General features: G+C 65.0%; 24 protein-coding genes. 16 read left to right on the plus strand and 8 right to left on the minus strand.

All coding sequences use genetic code 11. From position 1 onward, the window contains the following. The first annotated feature begins 32 nt into the window (after nt 1-32). From exaC to G6N68_RS01660, 6 genes are read left to right on the plus strand one after another with little or no spacing between them, the layout of a single operon-like run. Nucleotides 33-1556: an acetaldehyde dehydrogenase ExaC gene (exaC, locus tag G6N68_RS01635; RefSeq protein ID WP_163707018.1), complete on the plus strand. Its 1524-nt coding sequence runs from the start codon at nt 33-35 to the stop codon at nt 1554-1556. Continuing rightward, nucleotides 1556-2041 carry a DUF779 domain-containing protein gene (locus tag G6N68_RS01640; RefSeq protein ID WP_163707021.1) on the plus strand — a complete coding sequence of 162 codons (486 nt, stop codon included), beginning with the start codon at nt 1556-1558 and terminating at the stop codon, nt 2039-2041. Before exaC ends, G6N68_RS01640 begins: the two co-directional genes overlap by 1 nt. Before the next feature lie 19 nt (nt 2042-2060). Continuing rightward, nucleotides 2061-2339 carry a putative holin gene (locus G6N68_RS01645; protein WP_205351211.1) on the plus strand — a complete coding sequence of 93 codons (279 nt, stop codon included), beginning with the start codon at nt 2061-2063 and terminating at the stop codon, nt 2337-2339. Next, nucleotides 2332-2910 carry a hypothetical protein gene (locus G6N68_RS01650; RefSeq protein ID WP_163707024.1) on the plus strand — a complete coding sequence of 193 codons (579 nt, stop codon included), beginning with the start codon at nt 2332-2334 and terminating at the stop codon, nt 2908-2910. The genes G6N68_RS01645 and G6N68_RS01650 overlap by 8 nt, the downstream gene beginning before the upstream one ends. A gap of 10 nt (nt 2911-2920) precedes the next feature. After that, on the plus strand, nt 2921-4315 hold the full coding sequence (gene lpdA, locus G6N68_RS01655) for a dihydrolipoyl dehydrogenase (RefSeq protein WP_163707029.1): 1395 nt from the start codon (nt 2921-2923) through the stop codon (nt 4313-4315). A gap of 2 nt (nt 4316-4317) precedes the next feature. Further along, the gene (locus G6N68_RS01660) at nt 4318-4620 is read left to right on the plus strand and encodes a hypothetical protein (protein WP_163707032.1); all 303 of its coding nucleotides are present in this window, start codon (nt 4318-4320) and stop codon (nt 4618-4620) included. A 15-nt stretch (nt 4621-4635) separates the two neighbouring features. Here G6N68_RS01660 and G6N68_RS01665 read toward each other — a convergent pair whose 3' ends face one another. Both G6N68_RS01665 and ramB read right to left on the minus strand, forming a co-directional pair. Further along, nucleotides 4636-5208 (minus strand): carboxymuconolactone decarboxylase family protein, encoded by a 573-nt coding sequence (locus G6N68_RS01665; RefSeq protein WP_163718009.1) that lies wholly within the window; start codon nt 5206-5208, stop codon nt 4636-4638. Then, a complete protein-coding gene (gene ramB, locus G6N68_RS01670) occupies nt 5202-6623 on the minus strand; it encodes an acetate metabolism transcriptional regulator RamB (RefSeq protein ID WP_163707035.1) in 1422 nt (473 codons plus the stop codon). Before ramB ends, G6N68_RS01665 begins: the two co-directional genes overlap by 7 nt. A gap of 160 nt (nt 6624-6783) precedes the next feature. On the opposite strand from ramB, the gene G6N68_RS01675 reads away from it, so the two are divergent. The 3 genes from G6N68_RS01675 (at nt 6784) to G6N68_RS01685 (ending at nt 10218) form a co-directional block, all read left to right on the plus strand. Further along, nucleotides 6784-7578 carry an acyl-[acyl-carrier-protein] thioesterase gene (locus tag G6N68_RS01675; RefSeq protein WP_163707038.1) on the plus strand — a complete coding sequence of 265 codons (795 nt, stop codon included), beginning with the start codon at nt 6784-6786 and terminating at the stop codon, nt 7576-7578. A gap of 284 nt (nt 7579-7862) precedes the next feature. After that, a complete protein-coding gene (aceA, locus tag G6N68_RS01680) occupies nt 7863-9149 on the plus strand; it encodes an isocitrate lyase (protein WP_163707043.1) in 1287 nt (428 codons plus the stop codon). A 214-nt stretch (nt 9150-9363) separates the two neighbouring features. After that, on the plus strand, nt 9364-10218 hold the full coding sequence (locus G6N68_RS01685) for a 3-hydroxybutyryl-CoA dehydrogenase (RefSeq protein WP_163707046.1): 855 nt from the start codon (nt 9364-9366) through the stop codon (nt 10216-10218). An 11-nt stretch (nt 10219-10229) separates the two neighbouring features. On the opposite strand, the gene G6N68_RS01690 is transcribed toward G6N68_RS01685, so the two are convergent. From G6N68_RS01690 to G6N68_RS01700, 3 genes are all read right to left on the minus strand, one after another. Next, nucleotides 10230-11093 (minus strand): cyclopropane mycolic acid synthase family methyltransferase, encoded by an 864-nt coding sequence (locus G6N68_RS01690; protein ID WP_163707049.1) that lies wholly within the window; start codon nt 11091-11093, stop codon nt 10230-10232. Nucleotides 11094-11216: 123 nt separating this feature from the next. Next, nucleotides 11217-12236 carry a prenyltransferase gene (locus G6N68_RS01695; RefSeq protein ID WP_163707053.1) on the minus strand — a complete coding sequence of 340 codons (1020 nt, stop codon included), beginning with the start codon at nt 12234-12236 and terminating at the stop codon, nt 11217-11219. A 9-nt stretch (nt 12237-12245) separates the two neighbouring features. Further along, entirely contained in the window at nt 12246-12923 is a 678-nt protein-coding gene (locus tag G6N68_RS01700; RefSeq protein WP_163718010.1) for a TetR/AcrR family transcriptional regulator, read from the minus strand. 141 nt (nt 12924-13064) lie between these two features. On the opposite strand from G6N68_RS01700, the gene G6N68_RS01705 reads away from it, so the two are divergent. The 6 genes from G6N68_RS01705 to deoC all read left to right on the plus strand — a co-directional run bounded on the left by G6N68_RS01705 (nt 13065) and on the right by deoC (nt 17546). Then, complete coding sequence (locus G6N68_RS01705) at nt 13065-14483, plus strand: DUF445 domain-containing protein (protein ID WP_371871526.1); 1419 nt, start codon at nt 13065-13067, stop codon at nt 14481-14483. A gap of 89 nt (nt 14484-14572) precedes the next feature. Next, a complete protein-coding gene (locus G6N68_RS01710; protein WP_163707056.1) occupies nt 14573-15016 on the plus strand; it encodes a helix-turn-helix domain-containing protein in 444 nt (147 codons plus the stop codon). A gap of 384 nt (nt 15017-15400) precedes the next feature. After that, the gene (locus G6N68_RS01715; RefSeq protein ID WP_163707059.1) at nt 15401-16051 is read left to right on the plus strand and encodes a heparin-binding hemagglutinin; all 651 of its coding nucleotides are present in this window, start codon (nt 15401-15403) and stop codon (nt 16049-16051) included. A gap of 104 nt (nt 16052-16155) precedes the next feature. Further along, on the plus strand, nt 16156-16431 hold the full coding sequence (locus tag G6N68_RS01720; protein WP_163707063.1) for a DUF2516 family protein: 276 nt from the start codon (nt 16156-16158) through the stop codon (nt 16429-16431). 3 nt (nt 16432-16434) lie between these two features. Then, nucleotides 16435-16848: a DUF2599 domain-containing protein gene (locus tag G6N68_RS01725; protein WP_163707066.1), complete on the plus strand. Its 414-nt coding sequence runs from the start codon at nt 16435-16437 to the stop codon at nt 16846-16848. Continuing rightward, nucleotides 16848-17546 (plus strand): deoxyribose-phosphate aldolase, encoded by a 699-nt coding sequence (gene deoC / locus G6N68_RS01730; RefSeq protein ID WP_163707070.1) that lies wholly within the window; start codon nt 16848-16850, stop codon nt 17544-17546. Before G6N68_RS01725 ends, deoC begins: the two co-directional genes overlap by 1 nt. 7 nt (nt 17547-17553) lie before the next feature. Here the strand turns inward: deoC and G6N68_RS01735 are convergent, their stop codons facing one another. From G6N68_RS01735 to G6N68_RS01745, 3 genes are read right to left on the minus strand one after another with little or no spacing between them, the layout of a single operon-like run. After that, nucleotides 17554-18582 carry an LmeA family phospholipid-binding protein gene (locus tag G6N68_RS01735; RefSeq protein ID WP_163707073.1) on the minus strand — a complete coding sequence of 343 codons (1029 nt, stop codon included), beginning with the start codon at nt 18580-18582 and terminating at the stop codon, nt 17554-17556. Further along, on the minus strand, nt 18579-19427 hold the full coding sequence (locus G6N68_RS01740) for a carbon-nitrogen hydrolase family protein (RefSeq protein WP_163707076.1): 849 nt from the start codon (nt 19425-19427) through the stop codon (nt 18579-18581). The genes G6N68_RS01735 and G6N68_RS01740 overlap by 4 nt, the downstream gene beginning before the upstream one ends. Nucleotides 19428-19452: 25 nt before the next feature. Further along, nucleotides 19453-19983, minus strand: coding sequence for a DUF2505 domain-containing protein (locus G6N68_RS01745; RefSeq protein ID WP_163707079.1), 531 nt, complete (start codon nt 19981-19983; stop codon nt 19453-19455). On the opposite strand from G6N68_RS01745, the gene G6N68_RS01750 reads away from it, so the two are divergent. Then, the gene (locus G6N68_RS01750; protein WP_163707082.1) at nt 19971-21095 is read left to right on the plus strand and encodes a UDP-N-acetylmuramate dehydrogenase; all 1125 of its coding nucleotides are present in this window, start codon (nt 19971-19973) and stop codon (nt 21093-21095) included. The genes G6N68_RS01745 and G6N68_RS01750 overlap by 13 nt on opposite strands. Nucleotides 21096-21120: the final 25 nt, after the last annotated feature.

A 21120-nucleotide genomic window follows, 5' to 3' on the forward strand; every position in this document is an offset into this window, starting at 1 on the left:
TGTATTACATGAACGAAAAAGGAGCCGAGCACATGCCTGTCTTTGCCCGTCCGGGCGCTGCCGGATCGCTTATGTCATACGAATCCCGGTACGGAAACTTCATCGGGGGCGAGTGGGTCGCGCCGGCGAAAGGCCGCTACTTCGACAACATCACGCCGGTTACCGGCCAGCCGTTCTGCGAAATCCCCCGGTCGGATGAAACCGACATCGAGAAGGCGCTCGACGCGGCGCACGCCGCGGCGCCGGCCTGGGGAAAGACCTCGCCCGCCGAGCGCGCCGCGATTCTGAACAAGATCGCGGACCGCATCGACGAGAACACCGCCGCGCTGGCGGTGGCCGAGGTGTGGGACAACGGCAAACCGATCCGGGAGGCGCTGGCCGCCGACATCCCGCTCGCGGCCGATCATTTCCGGTATTTCGCCGCCGCGATCCGCGCGCAGGAAGGATCGTTGTCGCAGATCGACGAGGACACCGTCGCCTACCACTTCCACGAGCCGCTCGGGGTGGTCGGACAGATCATCCCGTGGAACTTCCCGATCCTGATGGGGGCGTGGAAGTTGGCGCCGGCGCTGGCGGCCGGCAACGCGGTGGTACTCAAGCCGGCCGAGCAGACCCCGGCATCGATCCTGTACCTGCTCTCGTTGATCGGTGACCTGTTGCCGCCCGGCGTGCTGAACGTCGTCAACGGGTTCGGCGCGGAGGCCGGCAAACCGTTGGCCTCGAGTAACCGGATCGCCAAGGTCGCGTTCACCGGCGAGACCACCACCGGGCGCCTGATCATGCAGTACGCCTCGCAGAACCTGATCCCGGTCACGTTGGAACTCGGCGGCAAGAGCCCCAACATCTTCTTCTCCGACGTGATGGCCGCCAACGACAACTTCCAGGACAAGGCGCTGGAGGGCTTTACCCTGTTCGCCCTCAACCAGGGCGAGGTGTGCACCTGCCCGTCGCGCAGCCTGATCCAGTCCGACATCCACGACGAGTTCCTGGAACTGGCAGCGATCCGCACCAAGGCCGTCCGGCAGGGCGACCCGCTGGACTCCGAGACGATGCTGGGTTCCCAGGTCTCCAACGACCAGCTGGAAAAGATCTTGTCCTACATCGAGATCGGCAAAGGCGAAGGCGCGAAGATCATCACCGGCGGCGAGCGCGCGGACTTGGGCGGCGACCTGTCCGGCGGGTTCTACATGCAGCCGACGATCTTCACCGGTCACAACAAGATGCGGATCTTCCAGGAGGAGATTTTCGGGCCTGTCGTGGCGGTGACGCCGTTTAACGACTACGACGACGCGTTGGGGATCGCCAACGACACCCTCTACGGCCTGGGCGCGGGTGTGTGGAGCCGCGACGGCAACACCGCCTACCGGGCCGGCCGCGACATCAAGGCCGGCCGGGTATGGGTCAACTGCTACCACGTCTATCCGACGCACGCGGCGTTCGGCGGCTACAAGCAGTCCGGCTTCGGCCGGGAGGGCCACAAGATGGCGCTCCAGCACTACCAGCAGACCAAGAACCTGATGGTGTCCTACTCCGACAAGGCGCTCGGCTTCTTCTGATGATCCCCGGTGCGCTCATCACCGCCGATGCCGCGGCGCTGCTGACCCGGCTCCAAGACACGCACGGTCCGGTGATGTTCCACCAGTCAGGCGGCTGCTGCGACGGGTCATCGCCGATGTGTTACCCACTCGGCGACTTCCTGGTCGGTGATCGCGATGTGCTGTTGGCCCTACTCGACGTGCCCGGACCGCAGGGTGATGACGGCGTGCCGGTGTGGATTTCGGGTCCGCAGTACGAGACGTGGAAGCACACCCAGCTGATCATCGACGTGGTGCCGGGCCGAGGCGGCGGGTTCAGCCTGGAGGCGCCGGAGGGTATGCGCTTCCTCAGCCGCGGCCGGGTCTACACCGACGAGGAGAAGGCGCAATTGCAGGCCGCCAAGGTGATTACCGGAGCGGACTACGAGCGCGGCGAGCGGCCGTCGGTAAGAGGCCATGTTGTGACCGGGGACGCGCCGGAAATGTGCCCGATCCCTGAGGCGTGACTCAGTAAGGTCGTACAGCGTGATTCCCCTTCCGCGGCCGCGGTTGTTGACCAGCGCCATGCTGGTCGGGATTGCGGTCGGACAGTTGGCCGGCGTGGCCATGAGCTTGTTGGTGCACGCCCGGATGCGTCCGGACGTGGTGATTGCGCTGGTGGTGGGCATTCCCACCGTGATTGGGTTGACGGCGATCCTGCTCTCCGGGCGGCGCTGGGTGACCATGCTGGGTGCGTTCATCCTCGCGTTGGCGCCGGGCTGGTTGGGGGTGCTCGTCGCAGTTCAGGTGGTTTCCCATGGCTGACAATCAGGTTCGACACGCGGACGAGAAAGAGAACGACACCAGCCCGGGGACCGCTCCGTTCGTACCGGATTTCGACGACGACACGGGTTCGCAACCGATCCCCGGACTCGCCGAACCGGCACCAGCCAAACCCGACGAGAAGCCCGACGAGAAATCCGCAGCGGTCAACGGCGCCGCGGCCGACGAGGACAAGTCCGACGTGCCGGTGGCCGAGGTTCCCGCGGCGCCGGTCAGCGTGCCCGGCCGGTACCAGTACGTGAAGTGGTGGAAGCTGCTGCTGGTGATCTTCGCCGCGTGGGTACCTGCGGCGCTGATCGGGCTGGGCCTGTTCTACTGGTGGTTCAACACCCTCGACAAGACGGCGCCGGTGTTCGTCGTGCTGGTCTATGTCGTCGCGTGCTGGCTCGGTGCCACGCTGCTGTCGATGGTGTCCGGCAGGCCACTGCTGACCGCGCTGTCGCTGGGCGTGCTCACGGGGCCGTTCGCTTCGGTTGCCGCCGCCGCGCCGCTTTACGGCTCTTACTATTGCGAGCACGTGGCCCGCTGTTTAATTGGCGTGCTTCCTTACTAGGGTAGTGCGCGTGACCCACTATGACGTCGTCGTTCTCGGAGCAGGTCCCGGCGGGTATGTGGCGGCGATTCGCGCCGCGCAGCTCGGTCTGAACACCGCAATCGTGGAGCCGAAGTACTGGGGTGGAGTTTGCCTCAACGTCGGCTGCATTCCGTCGAAGGCGTTGTTGCGCAACGCCGAACTCGCCCACATCTTCACCAAGGAAGCCAAGGTATTCGGCATCAGCGGTGAGGCCACCTTCGACTTCGGCGTTGCATTCGACCGCAGCCGCAAAGTGGCCGAGGGCCGGGTGGCCGGCGTGCACTTCCTGATGAAGAAGAACAAGATCACCGAGATCCACGGCTACGGCAAGTTCACCAACGCCAACACGTTGTCGGTCGATCTGAACGAGGGCGGAACGCAAGAGGTCACCTTCGACAACGCCATCATCGCCACCGGCAGCAGCACCCGGTTGGTGCCCGGTACGTCGTTGTCGGAGAACGTGGTCACCTACGAAAAGCTGATCCTGACCCGGGAGCTGCCGAAGTCGATCATCATCGCGGGAGCCGGCGCCATCGGCATGGAGTTCGGCTACGTGCTGAAGAACTACGGCGTCGACGTCACCATCGTGGAGTTCCTGCCGCGGGCTTTGCCCAACGAAGACGCCGACGCCTCCAAGGAGATCGAGAAGCAGTTCAAGAAACTCGGCGTCAAGATCCTCACCGGCACCAAGGTCGAGTCCATCACGGACAACGGATCGGACGTCACCGTCGCCGTCAGCAAGGACGGCAAGTCTGACGAACTCAAGGCCGAAAAGGTGTTGCAGGCCATCGGGTTTGCGCCCAACGTTGAGGGCTACGGGTTGGACAAGGCCGGTGTCGCGCTGACCGACCGCAAGGCGATCGGCATCACCGACTACATGCAGACCAGCGTTCCGCACATCTACGCGATCGGCGACGTCACCGCCAAGCTGCAACTGGCCCACGTGGCCGAGGCCCAGGGCGTGGTGGCGGCCGAAACCATCGCGGGCGCCGAGACTTTGGCGCTCGGCGACTACCGCATGATGCCGCGCGCGACGTTCTGCCAGCCCAACGTCGCCAGTTTCGGGCTCACCGAAGAGCAGGCCCGCGACGAAGGCTACGACGTCGTGGTGGCCAAGTTCCCGTTCACCGCCAACGCCAAAGCGCACGGCGTGGGCGACCCCAGCGGCTTCGTCAAGCTGATCGCCGACGCCAAGTACGGCGAACTCATCGGCGGTCACCTGGTCGGTCACGACGTGTCGGAACTGCTGCCGGAACTGACGCTGGCCCAGAAGTGGGACCTCACGGCGAATGAACTGGCGCGCAACGTGCACACCCACCCGACGATGTCCGAGGCGCTGCAGGAGTGCTTCCACGGCCTCATCGGCCACATGATCAACTTCTGAGCATGCCGACCCGGGCACCACAGGCCACCGGAAGTACCGCCGGAAAGGTTGTCGGCGCGATCGGCGGGTTGACCGCCGGTTACTCGCTCTGGTTGATCGCGATCACCATTGCGGACGACTTCGCCATGGTGAGCACGTGGAGCGTGCTGGTGCTGTTGCTGTCCGGGGCGCTGGCCGTCGGCGCGGTCTTCGTGGGTCTGCTCATGCGCTGGCGCCGCAAGTACGGCTGGTCGCTGTTCGCGTTCACGCTGCCGATTCCGCCCGTCGTGCTCTCGCTGGCGTTATTGGCCGAACTGCACCTGTAACCGCTGACGACGCGGCTAACGAGGATTGTCCAGCGGGATCTGCAACGCGGTGATGGTAGCGGCCAACGAGTCGTAATGGGTTGCCAGCATGCAGAATTCGATCAACCGGGGACGGTTGAGGTGCGTCGCCAACTGCTGCCAGGTGTCCGGGGTGATCGACCGGTCTTTGATCAATTCGTCGGTAGCGGTCAGCAGCGCCTGCTGACGGGCGCTCAAGACTTTTCGGGGGCCGTCGGTATCCGGTGCGCCCGGCCAGGCGAAGATCGCGGCCTGCGTCTGCGCATCTAGACCCGCCTTCCGGGCCATCTTCCGATGGTGCTGCAACTCGTATTCGCAGGAGCGCAGGTGACCCACCCGCAGGATCACCAACTCGGTGTCAATCTTGGGCAGCCGTCCCCGCAACAGCCGTGCGCCATAAAGCAGCCACGCCCAGAACAGCGACTGCCGGTACCCGAGCGTGGTGAACAGATGCATCTCCGGCGCCCGCACCGTGCGCGCGCCCAGCTTGGCCAACACCCAGTTGACCGGACCCAGTTGGCGGAACTTGCCCGACGGGATTCGGGTCACCTCGAACGAGTCGGTCACGATTGCTTCACCAGGTAAGGGGAGACGGTGCTGCGGTGCTCGTCGAGATCGAGGGCGCGGCCCAGCGCTGGGAAGGCGCGCTGCGGACAGTTGTCACGCTCGCAGACCCGGCAACCTGCTCCGATCGGCGTCGCTGCAAGGTTCTCGCCGGACAAGTCGAGTCCTTCCGAATAGACGAGCCGGTGCGCGTGCCGAAGTTCGCAGCCCAACCCGATCGCAAAGGTTTTACCGGGCTGACCATACCGGGCGGCGCGCCGTTCTACAGTGCGAGCCACCCACATGTAGTTGCGGCCATCGGGCATCTGGGCGATCTGCACCAAAATCTTCCCGGGGTTGGCGAACGTTTCGTAGACGTTCCACAGTGGGCAGGTGCCGCCACTGGACGAAAAATGAAATCCGGTGGCCGACTGACGTTTTGACATGTTTCCGGCCCGGTCGACCCGGATGAAGGAGAACGGGACACCGCGCATCGACGGCCGCTGCAGGGTGGAAAGCCGGTGCGCGATCGTCTCGTAGCTGACCGAATAGAACGCCGACAGGCGCTCGACGTCGTAGCGGAAATTCTCCGCCACGTCATGGAACTGGCGGTAGGGCAGCACCGCGGCCGCGGCGAAGTAGTTGGCCAAGCCGAGCCGGGCCAGTTTGACCGATTCCTCGCTGGTGAACTTCCCCTCGGCGACCATGGTGTCGATCAGATCGCCGAATTCGAGGTAGGCCAACTCGGCGGCCATCTTGAAGACCTGCTGACCCAGGGACAGGTGGTTGCTGATTTCCAGGGTCTTGGTCCCGGGGTCGTACCGGTGCAGGACGGTGTCGCCCAGATCGATCCGCCGGTTGATCCGGACGCCATGCACCTCGGCGAGACGGCGCGGCAACTCCCGGGCCAGGTCGCCGTGATGCATCCGCATCTTTGTCGTCAGGTCCTCGGCGGCGGTGTCCAGCTCATGTAGGTAGTTCTGGCGTTGGTAGAAGTAGTCCCGCACCTCCTCATGCGGCATGGTGATCGACCCGGTGCCGCTGCCGTCGGAGTAGCGCTCCTCGGTGGCCGCGGCCAGCTGGGCGGTGGTGATCCGGTAGCGACGGTGCAGGTTCACCATTGCCCGGGCCATGCTCGGATGGGCGCCGACCAGCTCGGCGATCTCGTGCGGCTCGATGTCGATGTCCAGGTCGCGGTCCATGGTTACTTCCCGGAGCTCCGCGACCAGCCGGGTGTCGTCCTGGGAGGCGAAGAAGGTGGCGTCCACGCCGAACAGTTCGGTGATGCGCAGCAGCACGGCCACCGTCAACGGTCGGACATCATGCTCGATTTGATTGAGGTAACTCGGGGAGATCTCCAACATCTGCGCCAGGGCGGCCTGGCTGAATCCACGCTCGTTGCGCAGTTGGCGAACCCGCGAACCAACGTAAGTCTTGGACATTTCGCCAGCGTACGCGGGTTTGTGAAGGTTGGGTTAGCAGACTTGGCAGAGCCTGGCGGCCCGGTGGGCAGTTGGTAATTCAGTGAGGGCGTTGGCATGATTCGCTTCGAAGGTCCCGGAAGAAGCCTGGGGTACGTAGGAGGAAATGGGGAGTAGCACCGTGAGCCTGGACAAAGTGTTGATGCCCGTGCCTGACGGTCACCCCGACGTTTTCGATCGCGAATGGCCACTGCGGGTCGCCGACATCGACCGAACGGGCCGACTGCGGCTGGACGCCGCATGCAGGCACATCCAGGACATCGGCCAGGACCAATTGCGCGAGATGGGCTTCGAGGAGACCCATCCCCTTTGGATCGTGCGCCGGACCATGGTGGACCTCATTCGGCCGATCGAATTCGGGGACATGCTGCGCTGCCGGCGATGGTGTTCGGGCACCTCCAACCGGTGGTGTGAGATGCGGGTTCGCGTCGACGGTCGCAAGGGCGGCCTCATCGAGTCCGAAGCCTTCTGGATTCACGTCAACAAGGAAACCGAGATGCCGGCGCGCATCGCGGACGACTTCCTCGCCGGCCTGCACAAGACGACCTCGGTGAACCGGCTGCGCTGGAAGGGCTATCTCAAACCGGGCAGCCGCGACGACGCGGCGGAAATTCACGAGTTCCCGGTCCGGGTGACCGATATCGACCTCTTCAACCACATGAACAACTCCGTGTATTGGAGTGTGATCGAGGACTACCTGGCGTCCCACACCGAGCTGCTGGACGCCCCGCTGCGAGTGACCATCGAGCACGAGGCCCCGGTGGCGCTCGGCGACAAACTGGAGATCATCTCCCACGTCCACCCGGCCGGATCCACCGAAAAATTCGGTCCCGGACTCGTCGACCGCACTGTTACAACGCTCACATATGCGGTCGGCGACGAGACGAAAGCCGTCGCCGCGCTGTTCGCTCTCTAACCGGACAAGCGTTACGTTAAATCCCCCGCTGACCTGCGAATTCTGGTTACCGGCGAGTAGCTTCTGAAACGGTTAAGTAAATTTGCAACTTCGCAAAGTTCGCAAAATGACCACAAGTCATAGCCGAAATTTGCAAGTTAAAGGGGTGGACCTGCAGGAATCGGGTGTGCCATGGTCGTGTTAGCACGTTAGTGAAGTTGAGTCCCTAGCTTCCACTTGGCTGGCTGTCCTGGTCGCCGGGGCCGTCAACTTTTCCGTCTGAGAAAGATCGTTAGGAGCAGTCCATGTCTGTCGTTGGCACCCCGAAGAGCGCTGAGCAGATCCAGCACGATTGGGACCACAACCCCCGCTGGAAGGGCGTTACCCGCACCTACACCCCCCAGGACGTCGTCGCCTTGCAGGGCCACGTCGTCGAGGAGTACACCCTGGCCCGTCGCGGCGCCGAGGTGCTGTGGGAGCAGCTGCACGAAATGGACTTCGTCAACGCGCTGGGCGCGCTGACCGGCAACATGGCCGTCCAGCAGGTCCGCGCCGGCCTCAAGGCCATCTACCTGTCCGGTTGGCAGGTCGCCGGCGACGCCAACCTGTCCGGCCACACCTACCCCGACCAGAGCCTGTACCCGGCGAACTCGGTGCCGGCCGTGGTCCGTCGCATCAACAACGCCCTGCTCCGCGCCGACGAGATCGCCAAGGTGGAGGGCGACCGCTCGGTGCAGAACTGGCTCGCGCCGATCGTCGCCGACGGTGAGGCCGGCTTCGGTGGTGCGCTCAACGTCTACGAGCTGCAGAAGGCCATGATCGCCGCCGGTGTCGCCGGTTCGCACTGGGAGGACCAGCTGGCCTCGGAGAAGAAGTGTGGCCACTTGGGCGGCAAGGTGCTGATCCCGACCCAGCAGCACATCCGCACCCTGACCTCGGCCCGGCTTGCGGCCGACGTCGCCGACGTCCCGACGGTCGTCATCGCCCGTACCGACGCCGAGGCCGCCACGCTGATCACCTCCGACGTCGACGAGCGGGACCGCCCGTTCATCACCGGCGAGCGCACCAACGAGGGCTTCTACCGCATCAAGAACGGTCTTGAGCCCTGCATCGCGCGTGCCAAGGCCTACGCTCCGTACGCCGACCTGATCTGGATGGAGACCGGCACTCCCGACCTCGAGCTGGCCAAGCGGTTCGCCGAGGGCGTCAAGAGCGAGTTCCCCGACCAGATGCTGGCGTACAACTGCTCGCCGTCGTTCAACTGGAAGAAGCACCTCGACGACGCCACCATCGCGAAGTTCCAGAAGGAGCTGGGTGCGATGGGCTTCAAGTTCCAGTTCATCACGCTGGCCGGTTTCCACGCCCTGAACTACTCGATGTTCGATCTGGCCCACGGCTACGCCCGCAACCAGATGAGCGCCTACGTCGAGCTGCAGGAGCGCGAGTTCGCCGCTGAGAAGCGTGGCTACACCGCCACCAAGCACCAGCGCGAGGTCGGTGCCGGCTACTTCGACCGGATCGCCACCACGGTGGACCCGACCTCGTCGACCACGGCGTTGTCCGGTTCGACCGAAGAGGGCCAGTTCCACTGAGGATGAGCGGGCTTGCCCGCGAAAGACGAAGTGGAACCAGCAAGCCTGAGCCACTGAGGATGAGCGGGCTTGCCCGCGAAAGACGAAGTGGAACCAGCAAGCCTGAGCCACTGAGTTAGGTTGAGCTAGTCTGCCGAGCAGACGCAAAAGCACCCTTTTGTGCCGCAAAAGTGGTGCTTTTGCGTCTGCTCGCGCGTATGAGGAGGAGTGAAGAGTGGCTATTGAGCGGGTTGGCGTCGTGGGAGCCGGGCAGATGGGATCCGGGATCGCCGAAGTCTCGGTGCGTGCCGGGGTTTCGGTGACGGTGTTCGAGACCAGTGACGCGCTGGTCACCGCTGGGCGCAACCGATTGGTGAAGTCGCTCGAGCGTGGCGTCAGTGCCGGCAAGGTCACCGAGCGCGAGCGGGACCGCGCATTGAGTCAGCTCACCTTCACCACCGATCTCAACGACATGGCCGACCGACAGCTGGTGATCGAAGCCGTCATCGAGGAGGAATCGGTCAAGCGCGAGATCTTCGCCGAACTCGACCGCGTCATCACCGACCCCGACGCCGTGCTGGCGTCGAACACGTCGAGCATCCCGATCATGAAGATCGCCGCGGCCACCAAGAATCCGCAGCGGGTGTTGGGACTGCACTTCTTCAACCCGGTCCCGGTGCTCCCGCTGGTCGAACTGGTGAGCACGCTGGTCACCGACGAGGCCGCCGCCGCACGCACCGAAGAGTTCGCCAGCACGGTGCTGGGCAAGCAGGTGGTGCGCTGCTCCGACCGGTCCGGATTCGTGGTGAATGCGCTGCTGGTGCCCTACCTGCTGTCCGCGATCCGGATGGTCGAGTCCGGGTTCGCGACGGTGGAAGACGTGGACAAGGCGGTCGTCGCCGGCCTGTCGCACCCGATGGGACCGCTACGGCTGTCGGACCTCGTGGGCCTGGACACGCTGAAGCTGATCGCGGACAAGCTCTACGAAGAGTTCAAGGAGCCGCACTACGGTCCGCCTCCGCTGCTGCTGCGCATGGTGGAGGCCGGGCGGCTGGGCAAGAAATCCGGCCGCGGCTTTTACACGTACTGAGTCGCTGCGGGTTACTTCTGCAGCGTGAACTGGTGGACGTCGGTGTAGCCCTGGCGGAAAAGCTTCGCGCAGCCGGTCAGGTACTTCATGTAGCGGTTGTAGACCTTCTCCGACTGGATCGAGACCGCCTCGTCCTTCTTGGATTCCAGGGTTGTTGCCCACGTCTCCAGCGTCCGGGCATAGTGCGACTGCAGTGACTGGATTCGCTCCAGCTTGAAACCCGACTCGCTACCGTGCTCCTCGACCAGCTGAATCGTCGGCAGCCAGCCGCCGGGGAAAATCTCGGCCAGGATGAACTGGCTGAAATGCACGACCTCGTGGGTCAGCGGCAGCCCCTTTGCCCTGGCCTCTTTGAAGGTGGGGCGGGTGATGGTGTGCAGCATCATGGTGCCGTCGGGCGGCAGCACATCGCTGGCCATCTTGAAGAAGCGCGCGTAGCGCTGCCGGCCGAAGTGCTCGAAGGCGCCGATCGACACGATGCGGTCGACGGGTTCGTGGAACTTTTCCCAGCCTTCCAGCAGCACTCGCCGGGACCGCGGGGTGTCCATCCTGTCGAATTCCCGTTGGACGTGAGCGGCCTGGTTCTCAGACAGGGTCAGACCGATGACGTTGACGTCGTACTTCTCTATTGCGCGGCGCAACGTGGCGCCCCAGCCGCAGCCGATGTCCAGCAGGGTCATTCCGGGCTCGAGATTCAGCTTGCCCAAGGACAGGTCGACCTTGGCGAGCTGAGCCTCTTGCAGGGTCATGCCGTCGCGTTCGAAGTATGCGCAGCTGTAGGTCTGGCTGGTGTCCAGGAACAGGCGGAAGAAGTCGTCGGACAGGTCGTAATGCGCCTGGACGTTCCCGAAATGTGGGGTGAGCTGCACTGACATGGCGGTGAGCGCCTTTCTGTTCGCACGGGAATCCCGCGGCGCACCCGGCGTGGCCTCGATGCACTCCCATGCATGCTAGCCGCAGAAGTTGACGCTGCAGCTGGCATTTTTGTCAGTTGGCGGTCAGCCCATTCCCAAAACGCGCAGGACGGCGCCTATCGCGAGGCCCACCACCAGCAGGGCGCCGGCCTGACGCACGTGCACCCAAGCCAACGCCGCGTACCACAACGGCCACACCGGAAATTTCGGCGGCGGCTGGTCAGGCCGCTGACGGCGGAAGTATGGCCAGACTTTGGCTAACCGCGGCAGCGCCAGCACAACCAGCAGCGCGGGCCACGGCATTGCCCCTAGCGCCACGGCGACAGCGACCAGCACGTAGAACCCGACCATCATGGCCAAAGTCACAACCCGGGCGCGCTTTTCGCCGAGCAGAACCGGCAGCGTCCGAACGCCGAGCGGCTCGTCGTACGGGATCTTGTCGATGTGCTTGCCCATCAACACCGTCGTGCACAGCAGGCCGTACGGAAGCGACGCCAGCACCACGTCCCAACCGACCGAACCCACGGCCGAGTAGTACGTGCCGCACACCATCAGCGGACCCCACACGACGAACACGTCCGGCTCGCCGAGGCCGCGCTTCTTCAACCGAAGTGGTGGCGCTGTGTAGGCGACGCTGAGCACGAACCCGCTGAGCGCGAATGCCACCACGGGCCAGCCCCGAGCCCAGGTCAAGGTGATCAAGATCGCCAGGTCGGCGAGGTTCACCGCAAGGATGGTCAGGCCCAGCTTGCGCCGGCTGATCAGACCGGACAGCACCGGGTGCGGGGCGTACAAAGCGCGCGGGTAGGTGGCGCTGTCGGTACCGACCTGGGTGTCGTAGAGGTCGTTCATCAGGTTGTTCGACACGTGGGCCAGGGTGATGCCGAGGACGGCCAAGACCAGCCAGCGCCAGTCGAGGCCAGGTTGGCCGACGGCGAGCAGCGCGGCGACCAGGCCGGAAACCAGGGTCATCGGTAACACTGCCGCGCGGGTGACGACGAGCCACCGCGTGACGAAATCGACCGGCCCGTCCGGCGGCGGGTTGGTGGTGCGCAGTGCGTAGGCCCACGACTTCAGCCTCGAGGGCGCGCTAACGTCGGGCATCCTTCGAGCTTAGGCTCGCCTCCACGCGGGCACGACCGGCGATGGATGCGGTTGCTCGCGGAACTTCTCCAACGACCCGCCCGCCTCGACGATCCCCCATAAGGCGTTCCAGCTGAGCATGGTCAGGTAGTCGATCAGCTCATCGCGGCTCATCCGCGGGTCGGACATCCACGAGTGGGTGGCCAACTGCACCCCACCGACGATCAGGTACGACCACGGCTCGACCCCGCCGGTGTCCATCCCGGCCTCTTGCATGCGGCGTCGCAGCATCACCGCGAGCATGCGGGCGATGATGCGCTCCGAGTCGGCGATCACCTTGCTCTTGCTGGCCGAACTGTTCGCCATCACGAACCGGTACGGCTCGGGTTCGTCGGCCACAGTGTCGACGTACACGCGGATGATCTCGCGGGTCAGGTCGAAGCCGTCCAGGTCGGATGACAGCGCCTTGGCCATGTTGGGAATCAACGTGGTCTGGGTGAACCGCATCATGACCGCGGTGGTCAGGTCGTTCTTGTCGACGAAGTACCGGTAGAGCACGGTCTTGGAGACCCCGATTTCGGCCGCGATCTCGTCCATGCTCAGGAATCGGCCCTGTCGGCGGATCGCATCGATGGTGCCGTCCACCAACTCATTGCGGCGCTCCACCTTGTGCTGGTGCCAGCGCCGCTTGCGCCCATCCGATTTCATTGCCACGGCCGGGGTATGCTCCGCCTCTTTCGTCCCATCTGCACAACACTGGACGCATCGATACTACGGCGTATAGGTGCCATCCCGACGGATCCGGAAAACGTAGGAAGGCTCCCCGACCAGTGTGGGTAACACTAACTGGTGCGAGTAATAGCGGATGATGGTGTCGTGGCACACAGAGCCTTGCCGGCAAGGGGAGCGTCCGGTTCTTCGGGGCGTAGGCCGGACGGGCGCAAGCCGGACGGTCCCGGGCCGGTCGTGCCGAACAAGCCCCACAAGTCCTTCGCCGAGTCCTTCGCGGGCGCGGATCCGGCGGCCGACGACGAGCGGCGGAACGCTCTGCGCCGGATGAAGGTGGTGGCGCTGGGCTTCCTCGTCGGCGCCAGCGTGGTGTTCCTGCTCTGCCGCTGGCTGCAGATGGACGGCACCGCACCAACATGGGTCGGTTACGTCGGCGCGGCCGCCGAAGCGGGCATGGTGGGTGCGCTGGCGGACTGGTTCGCCGTGACCGCGCTGTTCAAGCATCCGCTGGGCATACCGATTCCGCACACCGCCATCATCAAGCGCAAGAAGGACCAGCTCGGCGAGGGCCTGGGCACGTTCGTGCGGGAGAACTTCCTGTCCGCCGAGGTCGTTGAGGGCAAGCTGCGGGACGCCGAGGTGCCCGGCCGGCTGGGCAAGTGGTTGTCCGAACCCGTGCATGCCGAGCGCGTAGCCAGCGAGACCGCGACCGTGCTGCGGGTGCTGGTAGAGCTGCTCCGGGACGAGGACGTCCAGCAGGTGATCGACAAGATGATCGTTCGCCGCATCGCGGAACCCCAGTGGGGTCCGCCGATTGGACGGGTGCTGCACACCTTGTTGGCCGAAAACCGGCAGGAGGCCCTCATCCAGTTGCTGGCCGACCGGGCGTTCCAGTGGTCTCTGAACGCCGGCGTGGTGATCCAGCGAGTGGTGGAGCGTGATTCCCCGACGTGGTCTCCCAAATTCATCGACCATCTTGTGGGCGATCGCATACACCGCGAATTGATGGACTTCACCGACAAGGTGCGTCGCAATCCCGACCACGAGCTGCGCCGCTCGGCGACGCGTTTCTTGTTCGAATTCGCCGATGACCTGCAGAACGATCCGTCCACCATTGCGCGTGCGGACGCCGTGAAAGAGCAGTTGATGGCGCGCGACGAAATCGCCAATGCGGCCGCGACGGCCTGGAAGACACTCAAACGGTTGGTGCTCGAGGGTGTTGATGATCCGTCAAGTGCGCTGCGCACCCGAATTACCGACGCTGTGATTCAAATCGGCGAGTCGCTGCGGGACGATGCCGACCTGCGCGACAAGGTCGAAAACTGGATGGTGCGGGGCGTCCAACACCTGGTTTCGCAATATGGGGTGGAGATCACAGCGATCATCACCGAGACGATCGAGCGCTGGGACGCGGAGGAAGCCAGTCGCCGAATCGAGCTCCATGTGGGTCGTGACCTGCAGTTTATCCGGATCAACGGCACCGTGGTGGGGTCCCTGGCCGGGCTGGCGATCTACACCATCGCCCAGTTGCTGTTCTAGGGGTGCTAGCAAAGTGCTTGCAATAGCAAGCACCTGTGCGTAGCCTATGGGGCATAACGAACTACCCCCTAACGCTAGGAGTGTTCCCAATGTCCCCGTCGGAGGAGAAGCTGGAGGAGAAGTTGGGCGCCACGGTGTCCGCTGTTTCCACCGTGTCCTCCAAGAAGGCGTCCGACATCGGTAGCTTCATCAGGGCACAGCGCGAAACGGCGCAGGTTTCCATGCGGCAGCTCGCCGCGCGCTCCGGGGTCAGTAACCCGTACTTGAGTCAGGTTGAGCGAGGGCTGCGTAAGCCGTCCGCCGATGTCCTGGCCCAAATCGCAAAGGCGCTGCGGGTTTCCGCGGAGGTTCTCTACGTGCGAGCTGGGATTCTCGAACCCAGCGAAACCAATCAGGTGCGCGACGCGATTGTCACCGACACGGCGATCACGGAGCGTCAGAAGCAGGTTTTGCTGGACATCTACGCATCGTTCACCCAGCAGAACGAGGCCGCTCGGGACGACTGTCCGGGCGAGTCGACACCGGACGAGTGACGTACCTGACCACCTAACTGAACAACTGAATCGGGAAACCCGACACCTAGACGACGTCTAGAGAGCGGGCGTCGGGATACCCAAGTGAAGAGTCTGCCCTCGACTGCTTGCCGGCCTGGCCAGGCAAGCGACCGGAGTGTAATCGACTTCTTGACGACTTATTGCGAAGGAGACAATTTGCCCGAATGTAATAGGAGCCACCGCGTGGCGCCATAGGCGCCTATCCCATACACGAATTCGACCCGACGAATCAGGAGGTTTTCGCCAAGCTGCGTGTCATGTCAATCCGCGGGTCTTGACTCCCCTTACCGGGGCCGACAGCTTGTCACGACTTCCCACAGATGATTCCCTAACGGCTAGAACTCAAAACGAAAGGAAATAACAATGGCGGAAAACACGAACATCGAAGACCTGAAAGCTCCGTTGCTTGCTGCGCTCGGCGCGGCCGACCTGGCTTTGGCCACCGTCAACGACCTGCTGGCGACCCTCCGTGAGCGCGCCGAGGAGACTCGCAGCAACATTCGCGAGCGTGCCGAGGAGACTCGCACCGACACCCGGTCCCGCGTCGAGGAGACCCGCGAGCGCCTGACCAAGCTGCAGGAGGACCTGCCCGACCAGGTTGCCGAGCTGCGTGAGCGCTTCACCAGCGAAGAGCTGCGCAAGGCCGCCGAGGGCTATTTGGAGGCCGCTACCAGCCGCTACAACGAGCTGGTGGAGCGCGGCGAGGCCGCCCTGGAGCGGATTCGCAGCCAGTCGGCGTTCGAGGATGCTTCGGCCCGCGCCGAGGGCTACGTGGACCAGGCCGTCGAGCTGACCCAGGAAGCTCTGGGCACCGTCGCGTCGCAGACCCGCGCCGTCGGTGAGCGCGCCGCCAAGCTGGTCGGTATCGAGCTCCCTAAGAAGGACGAGCCGGCCAAGAAGGCTCCTGCCAAGAAGGCCGCGCCGGCCAAGAAGGCCGCTCCGGCCAAGGCTGCCGCTCCGGCCAAGAAGGCTCCTGCCAAGAAGGCCGCGGCCAAGAAGGTCACCCAGAAGTAATTCGGGCCGCGAGGCGCGAACAAATCACGACTCGACTCCGAGTCGCCCACGTGTCGGGCGGCTCGGAGTCGACGTTTTCCGGGGGGCCCGCATAGTCTGGTCGGGTGAACGAGATCGCGTTTAACGTCATAAGGGTCGCGCAATTCGCCGTTCTGATCATGGCGGTCTACGCGTTTGTGCATGCCGCGCTGCAGCGGCCGGATGCCTACACCGCCGCCGACAAGCTGACCAAGCCGGTGTGGTTGATCATCCTGGGGGCCGCGTCCATCTTGGCTCTCTTGTTCAGTGTGCTCGGAATAGTGATTGCGGCGTGTGCGGCAGGTGTCTATCTGGTGGACGTTCGGCCGAAGCTGCTCGAAATTCAGGGTAAGTCCCGTTAACGGATGAAAGCGCTGATAGCTGGGCCGGCCGTGGTGCTGGTCGCCCTGCTCGGTGCCCCGGCGGCGATCGCTGAACCCGACGCGGGGGTGTCCGTGTCTCCGCCCTACGTCGACCACACCGAGTGGGTGCAGTGGGGAGGCGCGACCAGCCTGCGGGTTTATCCCACCCCCGCCGGGCGGATGGCGTCTCGCCAACCCGGCATCACTGCCGACCAGGCCTGGGCAGAAGTGCTGGCGCTGACGCCGGACGCCGACACGCCTGGGATGCGGGCCCAGTTTGTATGCCACTGGCATCTCGCCGAAATCGGCTATCCGGGCAAGACCAGCTGGAACCTCGAGCCGTGGCGACCGGTCGTCGGCGATACCCAGATGCTGGCGTCGGGGTGCAACCCCGGCGGGGCCGAGGAACCGTTCTAGTGCCCGACACCCCGACGCGTCCGGCGCGCCCGACGCGTGAGCAGCTGGCGGCATTGGTCGACCACACCCTGCTCAAACCCGAGTCCACCGAGGCCGACGTGGTCGCCCTGGTGGCCGAGGCCGCCGAGCTCAACGTTTATGCGGTCTGCGTCTCGCCGTCGATGGTCTCGGTGGCGATGGACGCGGGGGCGGCACGCGTCGCCGCGGTGGCCGGCTTTCCGTCGGGCAAGCACCTCTCCGCGGTCAAGGCACACGAGGCCGAACTTGCCGTCGCCGCCGGCGCAACCGAAATCGACATGGTCATCGATGTCGGAGCGGCGCTGGCGGGGGACCTCGACGCCGTGCGGGCCGACATCGCGGCGGTGCGCGCCGCCACGAGCGGGGCGGTGCTCAAGGTCATCGTGGAGTCGGCGGTGCTGCTAGGCCACGGCACCGAAGACCTGCTGGTGCAAGCGTGTCGCGCCGCCGAGGATGCGGGCGCCGACTTTGTGAAGACCTCGACCGGGTTTCATCCCGACGGCGGTGCAACCGTGCGTGCCGTCGAGTTGATGAACGCGACCGTCGGCGGACGCCTGGGGGTCAAGGCCAGCGGCGGCATCCGTACCGCCGCTGCCGCGATCGCGATGCTGGACGCCGGGGCCACCCGGTTGGGCCTGTCCGGCACCCGGGCGGTGCTCGACGGGCTCTGCTCAACCTGACGTTCGGTCAGAGATCGGCGAAGCAGGGGTGCGTGTTGTCGGCGGGGATGGTGGCGTTGCGGCTGGAAAAGTGGGCCTCCACGCCGTCCGACGTGACTTTCACGCTGTCTACCTTGATGCCCAGCGGGTAGTTCTTCGTCAGCTTGCCGGTGTAGTCGTCGAGCGTTGACTGCACGGTCTCCTTGGGCAGCGAGAAGCCCAGGGTGTTGAAACTGACGATCTGCAGCTCGAGGCCGCCGTCGACCACGGTCGGCTTGGCGACGATGTCGTCCAACATGCCCTTGAGCTCGACGGTGCCGTCGTTGGGATGCGTCGTCACGCTGCTGGTGACGAACGCGCCCAGCAGCGGAATCGCGTTCTGCACAGTCTCTTTGATGCCATCAGACGTCCACGTGATGGTCGCATCGAGCGCGCCGATGGTGCCCTTGGAGTCGCCGCTGTCCTTCAGCACGATGTCCTTGATGCCGATCTGCATCTTCATGCCCTTGGCATCCTTGATGTTGTTGCCCGCCGTCTCGATCGAGATGTTCGTGTAGTGATCGGTCAGGTACTGCCACAGCACCAACGGCGTCACGCCGAAGGACGCGGTGGCCTGGTCCCGGACCTCGCAGGCCACGGCCGACGCGATCTTGTTGTTGGCCTCGTTGCGCACGTAGAGCTCGGCGCCGATCAGGCCCGCCAGGACCAGCGAGAACACGATGATGACGACCAGCAGGATGGGCAGCGCCGAGAGTGCGCGCTTCTTTTTCTTTGCCGGCTTCTCGGGCTCGTCGCTCGGCCTGCCAAACGAGACCGTCCGATCCTCGGGGACGTGCGGCGGGGGCGGGGTGGGGGGCCGCTGCGCGTCGGTGTTGGCCGCGGCCGGCGGCAGGTTCACCTGCGGTGGATGGGCACCGGGCGGGGGCGGCTGCGGTCGACCCCCTCCGGGCCGCAGTTGCTGGGTGGGGGCTTCACCGGGCGTCGGCGGCCGGCCCAGCGGACCTTGATTGCCAGGACGTGCCCATGGGTCGTTCGATGGTCCTTGCGGGGTGGTCACTCTGGTGATTCTGCCTTAAAACGCGGAGTGAAGGGTGAGCGGTTGCGCAGCACCCCGATGCTGTCGCGCGCTTTGGCGACGTTGTCGACGTCGATCTCGGCGATCAGCAGCTGCGGGTCGTTCCCGGCGGCCGCAATCACTTGACCCAGCGGGGACGCCACCAGGCTGCCGCCCACGCCGGTGGGTGCACCGGTGCTGGCTAACTCGTCACCCGGATACGCCTGTCCGGCCGCGGCCAGGTAGCTCATCGAATCCAGCGCCCTGGCCCGGGCCAGCAACGTCCACTGTTCGAGCTTGCCCGGACCGGAACCCCAGGACGCGCACGCGACGATCAGCTGCGCTCCCCGCCGCGCGAGTTCGACATACAGCGCGGGAAACCGGATGTCGTAGCAGGTCGTCAACCCCACCGTGACGTCGTCGACGGTGACCAGAACGGGTTCGCTGCCGGGTGCGACGGTGCGCGACTCGGTGAAGCCGAAGGCGTCGTACAGGTGGATCTTGTCGTAGTGCACGAGGCCAGTGCCGTCCGGTTCGCGGTCGTTTGCTCCGCCGGGACGTGCCGCGATCACGGTGTTCTTCACCCGTCCGTCATCGGCCGGGGTGAACATGCCCGCGATGACGGTGACGCCGGTGTCGTCGGCGATCTGACGCACGCCGTTGGCCCAAGGGCCGGTTACGGGCTCGGCGATCGGTTTGAGCGGGACCCCGAAGCGACACATCGTCGCCTCCGGGAACACGACCAGCTTGGCGCCCGCGTCGGCCGCCCGCTGCGCATACTCCCGGACCAGGTCCAGATTCGCCGCGGGATCGGTGCCGCTGAGGATTTGCGCCAACGCGATTCGCATGCCGCCAGCTTATGAGCTCTGTCGGTCAGGCCTTGTTGGCGATCCACTGCGTGGTGAAGCGCTGTTCGATGTTCACCAGCTCGCTCAACTGATTGCCGATCAGCCGTTCCAGCTTCCCGCCGATGAACGGGATCCGGACTTGGATGCTGACCTGCAGTTTCAGGCGGGACAGGCGGGAACTGCCCGATTCGACGGGTTCCAGCACGGCGGTTCCCCACAGGTTGACCGGCGCATCCACGATCGAGCCCGTGATGGACGCGGTGGCGATGCCGTCCCGGACCGGACCCCAGGTCTCCTGCCGCCGCACACTCAGGTCGCCGCGGTGCAGCTGGGTGACCAGGCCGGGCAGGTTGTGGCTGCACACCGTCTGCAGGGTCACCACCTCGATGGAGCCATCCTCGCCGGATTCGCCACCGAGCCGCATCGCCTCGATGGTGGCGATGTCGACAGGAGTCTCTGCCAGCCTGGCGGTCCAGTAATCGGCCTCATGGAAAGCGTGGTGTACCTCTTCAACGCTGCCCTGGTAGTCGGCCGACATGTCGAATGAACGCGGCATATCAGGTGAGGCTACCGTTACCGGGCGTGGTGGGTTCCCACTTTGCCGGTGCGCGCGTCGAAGAATCTGTGCCGTTGGCACCGTTGACCACGCTGCGAGTGGGTCCGGTAGCGCGTCGTGTAATTACCTGTGACAGCACCGATCAGGTGATCGCGACGCTGGGGGAGCTGGACGCTGAGGCTCGTGCCGGCGTCGGCGGCGTTCCGTTGGTGTTTGCTGGTGGCTCGAATGTCGTGATCGGCGACGCGATTGCCGACCTGACCGTGGTGCGGCTGTGCAATCGCAGTGTCACGGTGGACGGCAACCTGGTGCGCGCAGAGGCCGGTGCGGTGTGGGACGACGTCGTGGTCACCGCCATCGAACACGGGCTGGGCGGGCTGGAATGCCTGTCCGGCATCCCGGGGTCCGCCGGAGCCACCCCGGTACAGAACGTGGGCGCATACGGCGCGGAGGTGTCGGACACCATCACGCGTGTCCGGATGCTGGACCGCGGCAACGGCGAGGTGCGGTGGGTGCCCGCCGGCGAACTCGGCTTCGGTTACCGCACCAGCATCCTCAAGCGTGCTGACGGCCTTCAGACGCCCGCTGTCGTGCTGGAAGTGGAATTCACACTCGATCCGTCCGGCCGCAGTGCTCCGCTGCGCTACGGCGAGCTGACCGCTGCCTTGGGCGCGTCCAGCGGCGAACGTGCCGACCCGCGCGCCGTCCGCGCCGCGGTCCTGGCGTTACGTGCCCGCAAGGGCATGGTGCTCGACGAGGCCGACCACGACACCTGGAGCGTCGGCTCGTTCTTCACCAACCCGGTGGTCCCGCCGGACGTCTACGAACGCCTTGCCGCACGGGTCGACGGTCCGGTGCCGCACTATCCGGCGCCGGAGGGAGTCAAGCTCGCCGCCGGATGGCTGGTCGAGCACGCTGGGTTCGGCAAGGGGTATCCGGGTAGCGACGCCCGGTGCAGGTTGTCCACCAAACATGCGCTCGCCCTGACCAACCGCGGGGAAGCGACCGCCGAGGACGTGGTTGCGTTGGCGCGCACCGTTCGAGCTGGAGTTCGTGACGTGTTTGGTATCACATTGCAACCCGAACCTGTGCTGGTCGGTTGCGTCTTGTAGCCTTCCCGGGCCCCTCTGGCGCGTT

Origin of the sequence: Mycobacterium bourgelatii (genome assembly GCF_010723575.1) — a bacterium.
Lineage (GTDB): Bacteria > Actinomycetota > Actinomycetes > Mycobacteriales > Mycobacteriaceae > Mycobacterium > Mycobacterium bourgelatii.

What these genes read in the sequence shown, in the direction of transcription:
- G6N68_RS01700 (WP_163718010.1), bottom strand. Translation starts at nt 12,923, where the DNA reads ATGAAATCGGATGGGCGCAAGCGGCGCTGGCACCAGCACAAGGTGGAG.
- exaC (WP_163707018.1), top strand. Translation starts at nt 33, where the DNA reads ATGCCTGTCTTTGCCCGTCCGGGCGCTGCCGGATCGCTTATGTCATAC.
- G6N68_RS01740 (WP_163707076.1), bottom strand. Translation starts at nt 19,427, where the DNA reads ATGCGAATCGCGTTGGCGCAAATCCTCAGCGGCACCGATCCCGCGGCG.
- G6N68_RS01715 (WP_163707059.1), top strand. Translation starts at nt 15,401, where the DNA reads ATGGCGGAAAACACGAACATCGAAGACCTGAAAGCTCCGTTGCTTGCT.
- G6N68_RS01710 (WP_163707056.1), top strand. Translation starts at nt 14,573, where the DNA reads ATGTCCCCGTCGGAGGAGAAGCTGGAGGAGAAGTTGGGCGCCACGGTG.
- G6N68_RS01750 (WP_163707082.1), top strand. Translation starts at nt 19,971, where the DNA reads ATGAACGCGGCATATCAGGTGAGGCTACCGTTACCGGGCGTGGTGGGT.
- G6N68_RS01660 (WP_163707032.1), top strand. Translation starts at nt 4,318, where the DNA reads ATGCCGACCCGGGCACCACAGGCCACCGGAAGTACCGCCGGAAAGGTT.
- G6N68_RS01640 (WP_163707021.1), top strand. Translation starts at nt 1,556, where the DNA reads ATGATCCCCGGTGCGCTCATCACCGCCGATGCCGCGGCGCTGCTGACC.
- aceA (WP_163707043.1), top strand. Translation starts at nt 7,863, where the DNA reads ATGTCTGTCGTTGGCACCCCGAAGAGCGCTGAGCAGATCCAGCACGAT.
- G6N68_RS01745 (WP_163707079.1), bottom strand. Translation starts at nt 19,983, where the DNA reads ATGCCGCGTTCATTCGACATGTCGGCCGACTACCAGGGCAGCGTTGAA.
- ramB (WP_163707035.1), bottom strand. Translation starts at nt 6,623, where the DNA reads ATGTCCAAGACTTACGTTGGTTCGCGGGTTCGCCAACTGCGCAACGAG.
- G6N68_RS01695 (WP_163707053.1), bottom strand. Translation starts at nt 12,236, where the DNA reads ATGCCCGACGTTAGCGCGCCCTCGAGGCTGAAGTCGTGGGCCTACGCA.
- G6N68_RS01650 (WP_163707024.1), top strand. Translation starts at nt 2,332, where the DNA reads ATGGCTGACAATCAGGTTCGACACGCGGACGAGAAAGAGAACGACACC.
- G6N68_RS01690 (WP_163707049.1), bottom strand. Translation starts at nt 11,093, where the DNA reads ATGTCAGTGCAGCTCACCCCACATTTCGGGAACGTCCAGGCGCATTAC.
- G6N68_RS01725 (WP_163707066.1), top strand. Translation starts at nt 16,435, where the DNA reads ATGAAAGCGCTGATAGCTGGGCCGGCCGTGGTGCTGGTCGCCCTGCTC.